Genomic DNA, 14,346 nt, shown 5'->3' on the forward strand with positions numbered 1-14,346 from the left:
TCCTTATAATGTTTGTTCCACAATGGCATCGGTGAGGTGAAGTTGGGTGATTTGGGCTTGTCTTAGATTGGCTTTAAGTGAGTCGCATAAGGTCATTAGCTCATCAACTTTGGCGACTATTCGATGTTGTTCAATTAGTGGGGGAACTGGCGTAATTTTCTTTTTTAAATCCCCCAGAAGTAGATTGTTTATCGCACTCCCTCCCGACTTTTTTAAAAAATTCCGCGTTTCAGACTGAAGAAACAAAGCAGCGTATCTATTATTGATATTTAATTTTGCTACTTTGATTACAGCAACACTTTTTTGAAATGTAGTTTTTCTCGTAAATTGAATATCTTCCACTATTGCCATTTTTCCAACCGTAGCTCCAGTATTTACCATACAGATATCACCATGTTCCAAATTAGTTCGTTGGTGAACCTCTGCAAATTCAGAAGATTCTATTTGCCTAGCATTGTCATACACTAACTTTCCGTTTTTAATGTCTTTTGCAGACAAGAAAAAGTAGCCAGAATTCTCCAAATTATTACAATCGCCGTGCTTTCCATCTGTTATTAATAAAGTAATATCTTGTAAACAACTAAATTCCCACCCATCAGGCAGTTCAAACGGTTTTTCTTCGTCTGTTATTGACGGAAGCGGCTTTTGTTTTTTGATTTTGCCGTCTTTGATGAGTTGTTGTTTTTCGGTGGCGATGCGTTCTAGTAGTTTGGATGCGGGTTCGTCTTTGGGGTCTTGTTTGACGAGTTTGCCCATTACTGCGAGTTGTAGGATAGTTTGTTTTAGTTGGTCGATGCTGGCTTGGGTGGTGAATAACACGTCGAAGTGTTGGCTAAGTCTTTGCCAGCTGTCGTTGAGTTCGTTGGCGTCTTTGGCATCGGTGAGGGTTGCCAGTAGCACTTCCACCAGTGTTTTATGGGCGTCGATACTGGATTCGGTTTGCGCTTCCAGCTGGTCACATAAAGCCATTAACTCGTCGACTTTGGCGACGATACGGTGTTGTTCTTCCGTCGATGGTAAAGGTAGTTTACAATTTTTGTATTCTGTTTTATTAATTTTTGGTTGACCGGTTCCTGCGTTGACCAATTCGATATATCGCTTGTATACCGGTGATTGCGAATAATATAGAAAATAGCGTTTTGCTATTAATTTACTTAAAACAATCATGAACATGTTAGGAGCTAATGTAGCTGGCATATCAATATTCGGAACTTCAAGTGTTGTTCCTACACCTGCCCCAACATTAGCAACAACAAACTCACCGCCTTCGATAGAGGATTTTGATAAGAAATCAAACCCTTTTTTATCTGTATATTTAAAACTTCTTGAATCACTTAGTCCATGCCTTAAATCGGTTAAACGCACCAACAAAGCGTAGTTTTTCTCATCATAGTAGGTAACATTTTGTTTAAGAGTAGAGAAGCTACCATTGGCTTGAAAATCGGTAATGTAAGTTATGACCTCATCAAAATAAACCGACTTCCAACTTTTAGGAATAGGGGGTAATTCAAATTTTTCTGTAATAGTTTTAAATTTTTGTAATCGGACATTTTTTTTATTATGAAAGTGCTCTTTTTCCGCTGCCATATTGTTTAAAATATCATCATGAACACAATAATTAATATCGTTTGGTACGAGCTTTCCACAAAATGCCAATTCCAAAATCAACTCACGTAGCTTTTTAACGCCCACTAATTCCAGCTTTTTCGAACTACCCCGCCCCGCTGCGGATTTGGTTTTGATGGCTGAAGTCCAGATATCCAGATGTTCTGTGATTAAGTTTTCAACTGCCATTATTTGACACCTGTACTTAGTGCATCGGCCAGTATGCCTTTAAGTTGGTCGCGCAGTTTTTGAATGTCTTGCTGCTGGCTTGCATATTGACTTAGTAGCTCTTGTGGATCGTGATTAATTTGCTCGCCCACATGGGGGTTTTTAATGTCGAGATTAAAGTTACGAGCAATGATGTCTTCAATACTCACCTGCCAGGCTTGTTCGGATTCTGTTCGGCTGGCAAAGCCGTCTTGCTCGTTGCCCCACCATGCGTTTTCGGTTTTGAATTCTTCAAACTTCATGGGTTTGGTTTTATTGTAGTTTTTTACGCCATCTGGGTATGGGTGTTCGTAAAACCAAATGTTTTTGGTTGGTGTGCCTTTGGTGAAAAACAGGATATTGGTTTTTATGCCGGTATAGGGGGCAAACACACCATTGGGTAAACGTATGATGGTGTGTAAGTTACATTCCTCTAGCAGCATTTTTTTAATTTTGGTTTTTACGCCTTCACCAAACAAAGTGCCATCGGGCAATACCACAGCGGCACGTCCACCGTCTTTGAGCACTTCGATAATCAACTGCAAAAACAAATCGGCGGTTTCGCGGGTTTGCATGTCTGATGGGAAGTTTTTCTCGATGCCGTCTTCTTCGGTGCCACCAAATGGCGGATTGGTGGCGATAACATCAAAGGTGCTGTCCCACGAAGATAATGGCTTATTTAGGGTATTGCCGTGTTTAACCTGCACCGGCACTTCGATGCCGTGGAGCATCATGTTGGTGGTACAGAGTAAATGAGGTAACTGCTTTTTTTCAACGCCGTGAATTTGAGTTTGCAGGGTTTGGTGATCGCTGCCGGTTTTTACATAATTGTCTTTAATGTGGTCGACAGAACAGGCCAAAAAGCCACCTGTGCCACAGGCGGGGTCAAACACTTGTTCGCCTAGTTTAGGGTCGAGACGATCGATTATAAAGCGGGTGACAGCCCGTGGAGTATAGAACTCACCGGCGTTACCGGCGCTTTGTAAGTCACGTAAAATTTGTTCGTAGATATCACCAAAGAGGTGGCGCTCTTTTGAATCGCCAAAGTCCACTTCGTTAAGTTTGTTGATCACTTGGCGCAGCAGTGTGCCGTTTTTCATGTAATTGAAGGCATCACTGAAGGCTTCGCGCACCACAAAACCACGGGGATTTTTATCAATAGGAGCAGTCAGGTTTTTGAGCTTGTCAAAAAGTTCGTCATTTACGAAATCCAGTAATTCATCACCGGTTATGCCTTCGGCATCACTTGCCCAGTTGCGCCATAAAAACTCTTCTGGGATGGGGGCGCGGTAGTTGTCTAGCTCAAGCTCAAGGTCTTCTTCTTGGGCATCGAATATCTTTAGAAATAATAACCATGACATTTGGCCTAGGCGTTGTGCATCACCGTCTACGCCGGCGTCTTTGCGCATAATGTCTTGAATGGATTTAATTACGGAACTGACTGACATCTTATAAAAGTCTCTTATTTTAGTGCTTAGGTGTTAGTGCTTAAGCGGATTTTTCCGGCAAAGGATTATATATAGCGGCCTCAAGCTCGGTAATGGCTTGGTCGTATTGTTGGCGGCCACCGAAGCCGTTTTTTAGAATTTCTTTAAACGAACCTATCTCAGTAAAAGGGTAAACCTTAATGGTTTGCAGGTTTTCTAATTCGCTCACACCGGCATCAGCGTATTTTTCTAGCAGGCTGTTTAATACGCTTTGTGCTTGCTCTGAATACTGGGTGAAGTAATTGCGCTTTTTGACGTTGTTTGCCCGTTCTTTACGGGTAAGGGCTGGTTGGTCAAATACTACGTGGCAGATCATATCAAAAGGGTCAAGATCTTTTCCGACTTCTTGCTCTAGTGCATCCCAGATAATGCCTTCGTCGGCCATTTCATCAATAATGCTTTGTTTGCGTTCGGCTTCGTTCCACTTGCGCACAAAGGCATCGAGGGTGGCGAATTGTTTGTTGAGGGTTTTGCGGGTGTAATCTTTAAAGGATTCGGTGACTAATTTGCCGTCGGTATCGTAATACTGCACACGCTCGGCAACTTTGAGCACTTTGACGCCTTTGACGTGATACTTATGGACTTTTTCTTCGTCTTGCCAGTCGCCACCCATTTCACCTTCGGGTAGATGGTTGCCATCGTCAAAAGCGGAGTCAGGGAAGTCTGCTGCATCACTGCTTGAGTCTGTTTGTTGCTCGTTTTCCTCACCTTGCATCTTTTCATCAAAGTCAGACTCAGGATCGTTTATCTCTTCGGGTTTGCTCACAATGACTTTTTCGGGCACACCGTCGAATGCTTCATCGGCAAACAACTCGGTGGCTTTTTTGAAGTCTAATATGGTGAACCAAAGTTTGTTGTATTTGTCGTCGATACGGGTGCCACGGCCAATGATTTGTTTAAATTTGGTCATGGATTGAATGGACTGATCGAGCACGACTAACTTGCAGGTTTTTGCATCGACGCCTGTAGACATTAACTCAGATGTGGTGGCGATAACCGGATAGGCGCGTTTAGGGTTAATGAAGTTGTCGAGTTGCGCTTTGCCCAATTCATCATCACCGGTGATCTTCATCACGTATTTTTCGTTTTTGGCGTATTGCTCGGGGTTACAGTTAATCAGTGCACGGCGCATACGATCTGCATGATCGATGTCGTTACAAAATACTATGGTCTTATCCATCTCACCTGTACGCTTTAGGTAGTTGGTGATGGTTTCGGCGACTAATTGTGTACGCTCATCGATGACCATAGTACGGTCAAAGTCTTTTTGGTTGTAGATGCGGTCGTCAATCAGATTGCCTTTTTTATCTACCTGTCCCTTGGTGGGTCGCCAGCCTTGTAAGTCTAGGTCAATGTCTACCCGCACCACTTTATAGGGCGCTAGAAATCCGTCTTCGATGCCTTCTTTTAACGAATACATATAAGCGGGGTCACCAAAATAATCGGTGTTAGAGACTTCTTCGGTTTCTTTTGGAGTAGCGGTTAAACCAATTTGAGTGGCGGCACTGAAGTATTCGAGGATTTCACGCCAGGCGCTGTCATCGGCTGCACTGCCACGATGGCACTCGTCAATGATGATTAAATCAAAGAAGTCAGGGTCGACTTGCTTGTACGCTTTTTGTGATTCTTCGGGGCCAGTTAATGCTTGATAGAGCGCAAGGTGAATTTCGTAGGCAGGATCAACATGACGGCCTTTGATTTTGGTCATAGCCTGGCCAAAGGGCTGAAAATCATTGATACGGGTTTGATCAATTAATACGTTTCGGTCGGCTAGAAATAGAATGCGTTTTTTAGCTTTAGCCTTCCATAATCGCCAGATAATTTGAAAGGCGGTATAGGTTTTACCGGTTCCGGTTGCCATTACTAGCAGCACACGGTTTTGCCCTTTTGATACGGCTTCCAGTGTTTTATTAATAGCTTGTATTTGGTAATAACGCGGCGCTTTACCGCTACCATCATCATAATAATCTTGAGTAATAATCGGCAGTTGCTGTGCGGTATAACCTTTATAGGCGCAAAACTTAACCCAAAGCTCTTGAGGGCTGGGGAATTCACCCAAGGTAATTATCCGTTCTCTTTGTTCTAGGTTTGTCTTGTCATGAAAATTAAAACCATCGCCATTAGAGGTAAAAACAAAAGGCACATCTAATAAACGGGCATAGTCCAACGCTTGTTGCATGCCACTGCCCTCACCAGCTTTGTTAGATTTGGCTTCAATGACAGCAAGGGGCATAGATGGCTTGTGATACAGCACGATATCAGCAGACTTAACCTTCATCCGTGCCGCAGCCATACCTCGCACCACTACTTTACCATCACGAAGTTTTACCTCCTGACGGATTTGGTACATATCATCCCAGCCCGCATCTTTAATGGCAGGCATGATAAATTTGCTGATGATGTCGGTTTCGCTTAGCGCTTTTTTATTGATTGAACTCATACTGTATCTGCTCATGTCCTTATTCCAAGTGATGAGTTCTGACTAGTTACCACTCATTTACCAGTTTAAATGTCAGTTTGGTCAAGCATCAATGAAATTCCAACATAGCATTGGGGTAATAATTTGTCACTGCTTTTCAATATGTTAGAAATGAAAAAGCCAGCTTTGACAGCTGGCTAAAGGTTATACGCACTTCAGCGCGGGTTGAGCGATCATTTCAAAAAACTCCTCAATAGACATTTTAAAGAATGCATTGAATAGCTTCATGTTTTCTTGCTCCACTAGGTACTTTTTGATTTTTGCACGATGAGGCAGAATGTAGTGATATTCAACCATCAAACACCAATGCTTTTTACAAGGATATACTTTATCCATGAGACTTTGAGTCATGACAATACACTCTGCTTGTTTACGCATATTTCTGTGCAAAACAATTAGCTCGTTGGATGCCTCAAACAGCACAAAACATTCATTTTCATCATCGTAATTATCATATTGACTCAACACTTCATCTTTCATTTTTTGTCCTTATTTAAGTTGACCTCAAACTTACTTAGGACTCCGAAATGGAAATTCAGTCGGTTCTCGTAACTTGGTTAAGTAAAAATCTATTATCCAATTCTCATCAAAATCGCGCCAAATTTCGCACGGCCTGCGCTTATCTAAATTTGAAGACATTTAACAATTCAAAAAGAGGTGAGATATGAAAAAAAATAAAGTTGACCACAAATTTATATGGTTCTTAAAGCAATTTCTCTTAGATTTAGTAGAGACTTTGAAGTTGTTGTTTCTGTGTTTATTGGTGCTTGGATTTATCTTTGATATACCACATCAAAAACAAACTGGTTTGACCGACATGGATACACTTATGTTGTTGATTCTATTTGTTTGCTTGAAACTACTATTCATAACATTGAAGTTTGACGAGAAAACATAAGAATTAACTTTTAGCGCTCATTAGAGCGCTTTTTTTTGTTTTCTCATATAGATTGATAACTATTAGCAACACCTTCCTACTTTCCCCCCACACCCGACTTACTTAAGAGTTCAATAATTAAAGAAGGTAAAATACATGAAAAATGAACAAGAAATATTCTTGAAAAAGCGGGAAGCAATTGTACATGCAGTCTCGATTTTAAACGAAGCGGTAATGATTGAAGCTGAAAATAATGATCAGCACCAGTATAACTTTTTCACAAATAGAGAACATTTTGAAGATCAGATATTTTTTGCTTTTTGCGATGAGGTGGATAATCAATATCATCAAAAAGCGGCCAGAAAGTTTATTGATAAACTCTTTGACCGCGCATAATTTGCTGCTGTCGCTCTTACTTATTTTCGAAGCCATAAAAATATAATCGAGGATAAATAATGAGCGACACAAACACAAAAAAGAGCCAGTTCTATAAAGTTTACTCTAGAAGCAGCAAAAGCCCCTGGAACGACCATAGGACGATTACTTGGTTAGCCCATGCACAAAAGACCGAAGATGGAGAAGTTATATTGGGGTATGAACGTTACATATACGTTCACCTTGGATCGTCAGGCCAAATATGTGGAATTAGCATTAGTAAACAACTATTAGCGGAGAATAGCGAACAGTTTGATTCTAAATATCTCGAAGGTGGAAGTGTTGAAATGTATGCTTTTCTTCTACTGCACATAGAAGAAATATCTGTATTTTGTGAACTCTTCAGAGATGACTTTTTGAAAACGTTTCTTCTTCCGCCCGACATTTATTTTAATGCGGCTGAGAAGTATTGGCTTGAGAAAATTTGTGATGCTTAACGGCAAATTTTGAGCGAACCGCAGGGTTCGCTTTTTTATTGCGAAAATCAGTAGGGATGTTTCAAATATGAGATGTCCTTATATTTTTTATTTCACAATCTAATTTAGCTTTTGCCATTTCATATTGCTTTTGACATAAAGGGTCTTCAGGATGTTTTTGCCAAATCTGAAAAGCTTGCTCTACTTTGTTTGCCAAAAAACAAAAGTTGATTATTTCTGCCCATGGTGGAACCACGTCCTTGTTTTTCACTTTATTGATTCAAGTTAGTTGAACATTTTTTAACTATAATTTCATAGTTATCTAGTCGATGTTAGGGGTTGTTTGATAAGCACATATCAGCCACCTAAAGTTTTAATGATGAAGCGGGTTGAGTTGCTAAAAGATAATAATGATGACGAAGTGAAAAAAACGTAACGACAAGACTCATAGGCTCAAATAAATTAACGATTACTATAATTCTCAGGAATGCTCTCATCGAAAGTCAGTTTTTCTGTGAATAAAAGCTTACTAACTCATTGCTTATTTTGAAGATTAGTGAATTTCAAGTGGGTAGAAGTTGAAGCGTCACTGATTACTCTGAGTCATTAACTGTTAGCTTATCATTCAAGAATCAGGGAGAGTAAAAGATATGGCAGGACACCCTAAAGATAGAATTCGATTTACAACGGACAAGTCTCTTTTAAAGCTGGCAAGTGAGATCTCTTTAATCACGTCCCCAGACAGTATCGTGTTCTATGCAGAAGACGAAGGTGCAAAACTGGCCAAACAGTTTGTGAGCAACAATTCAAAGTATAAAAGGCTCGACGAGATTGTAAATACAACAAAAGAAGGTCGGTTTCTATGGTCTTCAATTACAGTGCACAATCGACCGTGGTCTGATTTTGAGGAAATATGGTGGGAACTATCATGGAGACTAGCAAGAGCTGCAAAAGGAAAAGTCCACGTGTTCGGACCGACTAGACTTATAAAAGACCGTCCTTTAGCTGATTATAAACATAAATTTACTACCGGAGCCTATGCGAATACGGTTTTTGAAAAAGTAGAATTACCCGAACTTGAACAGAACGAGAATGTTTCGGAAATATTCTATAACGGTCAATCTTTCAAATAAAAAGACCAATCTCAAAACGCTAAACAACAATGCGCGACAAAATCAATCCTTCGCGAGAAACGAATGATTAGTTAAATATTAATTTAAAGGAGTGCAAAATAAATTCAGCAACATAAAATCTTATCCTAATATTTAAACAGTTGAATAAATTTTTAATATACCTTTCAGGTGCAAGTTTCAAAGAGCGGAAAAATTATTTATCAATTTTTGACTTCTCTAAACAAAAAATTATTAATTCGGAAATGTAAGATTATATCTAAACATATCAAACTTTTACATGGGGAGTGGGAAATAGGAATAACGAATAAATGGTTCTTGAAGATAGAAAAACCCTCAAATAATTCAACTTACCAGATTAACTTTTTAGATGCACATAATTTGTAATTGCGGAAGAAGAGCCGCCACTCCACATTCCGTTATGAGTGACTTTCAGAGTTATTCTCGCTTTATTATTTGCAAATGGCAGATTGAGTTCTGAGCTACTACACATCAATCGATTACCCTAACCCTCCCCTTGTAACGCCAAATATCAGAACCTTCAGCAATTTCTTCGATACGTTTGGCTTCTTCTCTGTCTGGGGTGTAGGTGATGAGTAAATAGGTTTCCTGCTTTAAAAATTCATGCCTTCCGCTTTCGGTTTTTAAATCGTAATCAGTGGTAAGCGTGTTGTCGAAAAACATGTGTTTCGCCAAAATAGATTGCTTTGAGATGAGGTGACTTGGATGATTAATTTCACCAGTTGTTTTGGGTTTTAGTCTCCGCTGTAACGATTTAAAGTGTTGATTCAGTCTGCGGTGTAAATTCTTGGCTATGCCGACTTTCAGAGGCACGCCATCGAAGGTGTGAATTTGATAAAGTCCAGGCTCGTTTTGAATTTCACACAATCTCTCAAACGACAGGCTTAAGACATCGTAACTAAAGTCAAAGGCGAGTTTACCTTTTGGTATGATTTCGCCTTTGTACATCGGTAACCCTTCAAAACTAGTATACCCGAGCTTTCGTGCCTCCTTTTTTAATGCGTTGATAAACGCCTCATGAGAGTCAAAATCATCTCTTTTCATGTCAATCCCTTCATTTAAAAATATTGGCAAAACAAAGTTCTAATGTACTCACTTGTCTTGCCCCACTTTTCATATTAGTAAATTAAAATTCATCCGAAAATTAATTCGAATGATCGTCAATTCCAAAAGAGTCGCCATTGAAATGATCATTATCAAAAGGTGTGAAAGCATCTAAATCACTATTGTCGACGCCATATGGATTGCCATCAACGTCAACAACGCCAACCATCGGTAACCCGTTAGCTGGGTTTATACTAGTACCGATATTGGTGTAACTAATACCCGTTATACTGAAATCACTTTCCTCATTATTAAAACTGGATACTTGCACAGTCGAATTTGCAGGATTGCCAAATCGGTAACTTGTAGATATATTTTTGCTTCTTCTTTTTTGCTTTTCAATTTGAATACTAGCGCTTTTAGATGCATTCCACGCTGAACCTCCAACATATGGGTAAGGTTTGGATTCGGCTGGTTGTTTGATGAATAAACCATAAAAGCTATATTTATACGTGAATATTGCAAACAAAGTACCAAATATAAAATTACTATTTATGAAGAACATCGCCGTGACAGATGCGAGTATTATTATTTTTAAAATAACTGCTGCAATGTGCTCAAAGCGTGAGGGTTTATTTGCCTGAATTTTTTTGTGTAGATTGCTGTAGTAGATGTCCATTTTTTATACCTCGATATTTAACGAACATCTTAATTTAATAATAAAAAACACGAAGTCAAAAGAAATTTTTACAAATTCCCCTAGCAGGTGACTAATTAGTTTTAGTAGCTATAAGGAAGTTATTACGTAATAAAGCGTTCTCTAATTTGTGATATTCCAGCTGCTTTTTCGACATTTATTGTCGAGTAAATATTGAGAATATGAGTCGTGCGGAGCGCATGGTGTATAGTTATCAGTGTGTCCAGAGAGATGGGTGCACTGGTAAACGTTCTTGATAAGTAATAGTAAAAGTCAGCACTTAACCAAAATCTTTCTTAATGATAGCGTTCAACTGACTTTGAACTAGAGTTATTTGCCATTCATAGTCATTTGAGTCATCTAAATTAAACACTCTAGGCAAAACTAAAAATCGTACTTTTAATATAAAGACTATATCTTGGTTAGCGTTACCTCTTCAGCCGCATTAAAACTATCAGTTAGCCCCCGAAAAAACCCTGTTATATCTTGAGAGGAACTTTTTATAACATCTTCATCCTTTCCCCGTCCCCACATCCCCCACCCAAAATACACTTCTGATGGTTCATTTGTGATGTCTTCATAATCAATAAGGATAAAGTTAACTGGGGTGACATCAATTGATCCTCCCTCAAAGCAGTAAGCTCTATAACTGCCTTTACTTTTTTCTTCTGAGAGCTTTTCTAGAATATTTAATTGACGGTGTTTTGTAGCAGGTGTTGAGTAATCATGAAATATTCCTCCTCTTTTAACAAATTTTACAATTTTATCAGCGATCAGTTCGTCAGCTTCAACTGTATAAAATGAAATATTTGCGAAGTAAGTATTGGTGATTTGGCTTGCTACAGAAAATTTATCTGAAATAGTCTTAGACACTTTTGAGGCTTGCCCAATCTTGCACGTTACTTTTTGAGCCTCTTCTCGTTCCTTTTGAACAGCCTCATCAACTCGCTTTTCTATATCGTCATTAACTGTGCTGTTTATGGAAATTAAGATCAATAATATTGCTATAGTTGATGAGGTGAAAGCAAGAACGAGCACGTAGACCGCCTTTAGATCTGGCTCCTCAGGAGAAATCAATTTAGGTGAATATTGAGAGATAAATATCAAAGCTATTGACACTAAAAGAAAAATAACAGGCCAATAACGCATAACAGATAGTGGAATTTTCACGACGCCTCCTTGCTTTATGTATTTAATACTTGTTTAGTTTTAACTTGAATAGTAGACAAGAAACTCACCTAAGGCAAAACGAGCATTTTTGAATACAAACTCTCATTCACACCGTTTAATTTGAGCCTCCAATTCGCTCTCAACCGTCCTTCGTATTGGTGATATAAGTTAAATCAGCCAAAGAGGCTTGTAAAATTAAGTCAGTTAGTTTGTGAACTACTTAATCTCATATATCATCAACTATAAAATAGCTTTCGTAAATCATCACAATATTTTGTTCTGTAGACAATTGCATTTCGTAATAACTCAGCATCAGATTCTGTCATCAGCGGCTGCCTGGCTTTCTTGTTGTAGCGGGTTGGCATGGTTTCGAGTAGCTCAATATTTGTGCGCTTAATATCTTCCAGAATTTCATGCTTTTGTGATGCAATAAATATCTTGTCGAACACTCCACTTTTGATGCCATTTAATTGTCTCAAGAGGATTTTTTCTTTGTATTGAGGATTTTTATAGGCGTGCTCAACTTCCAGGGCGATGTTAATATCCCCCTCGTTAGTTGGTTGAGCTAACAAGCCATCAGCAATACGTATATTTGTTGTTGCTAAATGTCTTTTTAGTTCAACTTCTGTCATCAAACCTCTATATTGATAATAGTTTTCATCCTTTAGTGAGGTTTCATGTAAGAGCCTCAACATCAAAAACACATTTATTAAATCATGCATAATGTTGTTTTGATTAATTGCCATTTCAGGGTGTTTATAGCGCTTGAAAGGCACCGTGACTGACATGTGTTCTTCGGCCCATTTCGCACCCTGCCTATCACAAATGTATACACATCCATCGACCGAGCGATGGGTGGCAATCCTTTGCAACAGTTTTTGTTTGACTAGCTTATTTAAATGCTCTTTAGCTTGGCGAAGTGAAATACTGTAAAGTTCTGACAGAATGGTAGGTGATACTAAGTTAAAACGAACGGCTATGAGTATCGTCATTTTCATTCTTGCCTTGCCAATTTCGACGTTATTTAATCCCGCTTCATACCACATAGAAATTGAGAGATACCGTTCAAAAATATCAGTATTAAAACCTGAGCTGGCTAAGTGTTTTTGAGTATCACTTTTGTTATTGAATTGAGTATTCCTGATTGTGTTACTTTGATTATTCATCATATATCCGTCTAAGTTTGTTCATGCGATACATTAGGTATGAGCGTATGATGCGAATAAATGAGGTTGATGAGCCTTGTAAGCTATCGGTTTAAGTGTCGCTTGACTATTCATTTTGTGACGACAGCAAATACCAGAGTAATACCGAGACTTAAAAGCGAATAAGGAAGATGCTTCGCAAATTCCTTAACGGCTTGAAACGCCCGCCTGCTCTATTGTCACGTTCGTGACGAGCTGGCTAAACGAGTCTATCGACTCTAACGTTTCAAGCCTTACAGGCTCATACTCCGCTGCGCACGTACTATGCGCCAAATATGCCTTTCGACATAGACGTTTTTCAAACAGTCTATTTCAGCTTTTGCTGACGAAGTATTTTCTACCGAAAATGACAGGTTTAATGCAAAGTTGTGCCAACTTCACATCAAATTTTTGCTAAGGCAAAAACAATTTAGCGCATAGCACGTGCGTGCGTTTGAGCCTGGCTTCACTGCTAAAAAATTTCATTTTTCATCAGTTACGCGGCTTATTAGTTTGTTTCACAAACGCTCTTTTTGCACATTGTCATGCTGACAAGTGCTGATTGCTAGTCAGCAAAAAAGCAAAAGCTAGCATAATCCGCGTTATTGAAATAAAAATTTATTTGTTAAATTGATTGTGCTTTAAAAATAAAAAAGAGGCATGCCAAAGGCCACGGCAAACATCTTTTTTTCAAGCAGGTACAAGTCAGCATCATTGCTCATTCGCTGTAAATTAAGGTTACTCTGATTACACGCTGACACATGCCAACTTAATAACAAAACAGGAGAAAACAAAATATGATTTAGTTTAGATAGCGAATGAGCGAAGGGAAATCAAAAGACACAGTGCTGCCAAAATTATGTTTTGGTCGGCACTATCTCTTGTCTGTACGTTTAAAATAATTGTTGAATTTTGAAACTCAATCATTAATGTATTTTAAAAGAACAGCAATCATCAAACATTATGAGTGAAAAGACAGCGATAAATATTGTACTTTTGATACTAACTATTATTAGCGTTTTCTGCTTATCAGCATTATTAGTCACTAATTTAGACAAGTTTGAAGATAAGAATAGTATCTTTGCTCTAATAAATATTGGAATTTTCTGGAAGATTTACCTAGGTATGAAGAGGTACTTCTTAGAAACTGATTTTGGGCGCATAGAACCTTCTGGTTTGAAGTTACTTGAGTTTTCGTTGTTTAGATTTTTTTAGAATGGGATCGATTTAACGGTTCAATGACTGACTTGCTATAGCTGTTGACGAGCATGCGAGGTAAAAAACGGTAAGTAAGAATTACCATTAATGTTAGCAAAATAATTGAAATTGAAAATAACAAAATGAGCAATACCTCGTAAAAATGGCTAAAAATTAACGTCTCATACACCTTATATTAATCTAAAGTTTATGTCCTCGCTACCAGGGATGGTGGCACCTCCACCATAGCCTTTTCCCTCTCTGTCAGACTACCTGTCCTTGAGTAAGTTAGGTTGATTTGATGCATCACAAGAAATCATCTTCAGAACATTAAGGACTGATTTTGGTTTCTTGGGAAACATGATGAGTGGTTCCCGTGAACATTCCTTGCTAATAA

12 protein-coding genes are annotated in these 14,346 nt (G+C 38.8%); 4 read left to right on the plus strand and 8 right to left on the minus strand.

What is annotated here, in order from left to right; translation table 11 throughout:
* Positions 1–3: 3 nt before the first annotated feature.
* The 4 genes from CXF95_RS01305 to CXF95_RS01320 all read right to left on the minus strand — a co-directional run bounded on the left by CXF95_RS01305 (position 4) and on the right by CXF95_RS01320 (position 6,258).
* Entirely contained in the window at positions 4–1,794 is a 1,791-nt protein-coding gene (locus tag CXF95_RS01305; RefSeq protein ID WP_101197022.1) for a restriction endonuclease subunit S, read from the minus strand.
* Positions 1,794–3,260 (minus strand): type I restriction-modification system subunit M, encoded by a 1,467-nt coding sequence (locus CXF95_RS01310; RefSeq protein WP_101197023.1) that lies wholly within the window; start codon positions 3,258–3,260, stop codon positions 1,794–1,796. The genes CXF95_RS01305 and CXF95_RS01310 overlap by 1 nt, the downstream gene beginning before the upstream one ends.
* Before the next feature lie 40 nt (positions 3,261–3,300).
* The gene (gene hsdR, locus CXF95_RS01315; protein WP_101197139.1) at positions 3,301–5,739 is read right to left on the minus strand and encodes an EcoAI/FtnUII family type I restriction enzme subunit R; all 2,439 of its coding nucleotides are present in this window, start codon (positions 5,737–5,739) and stop codon (positions 3,301–3,303) included.
* A 183-nt stretch (positions 5,740–5,922) separates the two neighbouring features.
* Entirely contained in the window at positions 5,923–6,258 is a 336-nt protein-coding gene (locus CXF95_RS01320; protein WP_101197024.1) for a hypothetical protein, read from the minus strand.
* Between the two features lie 553 nt (positions 6,259–6,811).
* On the opposite strand from CXF95_RS01320, the gene CXF95_RS01330 reads away from it, so the two are divergent.
* From CXF95_RS01330 to CXF95_RS01340, 3 genes are all read left to right on the plus strand, one after another.
* Positions 6,812–7,051, plus strand: coding sequence for a hypothetical protein (locus tag CXF95_RS01330; RefSeq protein WP_101197026.1), 240 nt, complete (start codon positions 6,812–6,814; stop codon positions 7,049–7,051).
* Positions 7,052–7,110: 59 nt separating this feature from the next.
* Complete coding sequence (locus tag CXF95_RS01335) at positions 7,111–7,527, plus strand: hypothetical protein (protein ID WP_101197027.1); 417 nt, start codon at positions 7,111–7,113, stop codon at positions 7,525–7,527.
* A 629-nt stretch (positions 7,528–8,156) separates the two neighbouring features.
* The gene (locus tag CXF95_RS01340) at positions 8,157–8,639 is read left to right on the plus strand and encodes a hypothetical protein (RefSeq protein WP_101197028.1); all 483 of its coding nucleotides are present in this window, start codon (positions 8,157–8,159) and stop codon (positions 8,637–8,639) included.
* Between the two features lie 489 nt (positions 8,640–9,128).
* Here the strand turns inward: CXF95_RS01340 and CXF95_RS01345 are convergent, their stop codons facing one another.
* From CXF95_RS01345 to CXF95_RS01360, 4 genes are all read right to left on the minus strand, one after another.
* Positions 9,129–9,701 (minus strand): hypothetical protein, encoded by a 573-nt coding sequence (locus CXF95_RS01345; protein WP_198556459.1) that lies wholly within the window; start codon positions 9,699–9,701, stop codon positions 9,129–9,131.
* 100 nt (positions 9,702–9,801) lie between these two features.
* Positions 9,802–10,380, minus strand: a complete 579-nt coding sequence (locus CXF95_RS01350; RefSeq protein WP_101197029.1) for a hypothetical protein — start codon at positions 10,378–10,380, stop codon at positions 9,802–9,804.
* A gap of 429 nt (positions 10,381–10,809) precedes the next feature.
* Entirely contained in the window at positions 10,810–11,568 is a 759-nt protein-coding gene (locus CXF95_RS01355) for a hypothetical protein (protein WP_101197030.1), read from the minus strand.
* 236 nt (positions 11,569–11,804) lie between these two features.
* Positions 11,805–12,566 carry a hypothetical protein gene (locus CXF95_RS01360; RefSeq protein WP_157828028.1) on the minus strand — a complete coding sequence of 254 codons (762 nt, stop codon included), beginning with the start codon at positions 12,564–12,566 and terminating at the stop codon, positions 11,805–11,807.
* Here CXF95_RS01360 and CXF95_RS31300 point away from each other — a divergent pair.
* Entirely contained in the window at positions 12,547–12,678 is a 132-nt protein-coding gene (locus tag CXF95_RS31300) for a hypothetical protein (RefSeq protein ID WP_157828029.1), read from the plus strand. The genes CXF95_RS01360 and CXF95_RS31300 overlap by 20 nt on opposite strands.
* The last annotated feature ends 1,668 nt before the right edge of the window (positions 12,679–14,346 follow it).

The sequence above is a fragment of the Paraglaciecola sp. MB-3u-78 genome, assembly GCF_002835935.1.
Classification (GTDB): Bacteria; Pseudomonadota; Gammaproteobacteria; order Enterobacterales; family Alteromonadaceae; genus Paraglaciecola.

What these genes read in the sequence shown, in the direction of transcription:
- CXF95_RS01320 (WP_101197024.1), bottom strand. Translation starts at nt 6,258, where the DNA reads ATGAAAGATGAAGTGTTGAGTCAATATGATAATTACGATGATGAAAAT.
- CXF95_RS01335 (WP_101197027.1), top strand. Translation starts at nt 7,111, where the DNA reads ATGAGCGACACAAACACAAAAAAGAGCCAGTTCTATAAAGTTTACTCT.
- CXF95_RS01340 (WP_101197028.1), top strand. Translation starts at nt 8,157, where the DNA reads ATGGCAGGACACCCTAAAGATAGAATTCGATTTACAACGGACAAGTCT.
- CXF95_RS01305 (WP_101197022.1), bottom strand. Translation starts at nt 1,794, where the DNA reads ATGGCAGTTGAAAACTTAATCACAGAACATCTGGATATCTGGACTTCA.
- CXF95_RS01345 (WP_198556459.1), bottom strand. Translation starts at nt 9,701, where the DNA reads ATGAAAAGAGATGATTTTGACTCTCATGAGGCGTTTATCAACGCATTA.
- CXF95_RS31300 (WP_157828029.1), top strand. Translation starts at nt 12,547, where the DNA reads ATGAGTATCGTCATTTTCATTCTTGCCTTGCCAATTTCGACGTTATTT.
- CXF95_RS01360 (WP_157828028.1), bottom strand. Translation starts at nt 12,566, where the DNA reads ATGAAAATGACGATACTCATAGCCGTTCGTTTTAACTTAGTATCACCT.
- CXF95_RS01310 (WP_101197023.1), bottom strand. Translation starts at nt 3,260, where the DNA reads ATGTCAGTCAGTTCCGTAATTAAATCCATTCAAGACATTATGCGCAAA.
- CXF95_RS01330 (WP_101197026.1), top strand. Translation starts at nt 6,812, where the DNA reads ATGAAAAATGAACAAGAAATATTCTTGAAAAAGCGGGAAGCAATTGTA.
- CXF95_RS01350 (WP_101197029.1), bottom strand. Translation starts at nt 10,380, where the DNA reads ATGGACATCTACTACAGCAATCTACACAAAAAAATTCAGGCAAATAAA.
- hsdR (WP_101197139.1), bottom strand. Translation starts at nt 5,739, where the DNA reads ATGAGTTCAATCAATAAAAAAGCGCTAAGCGAAACCGACATCATCAGC.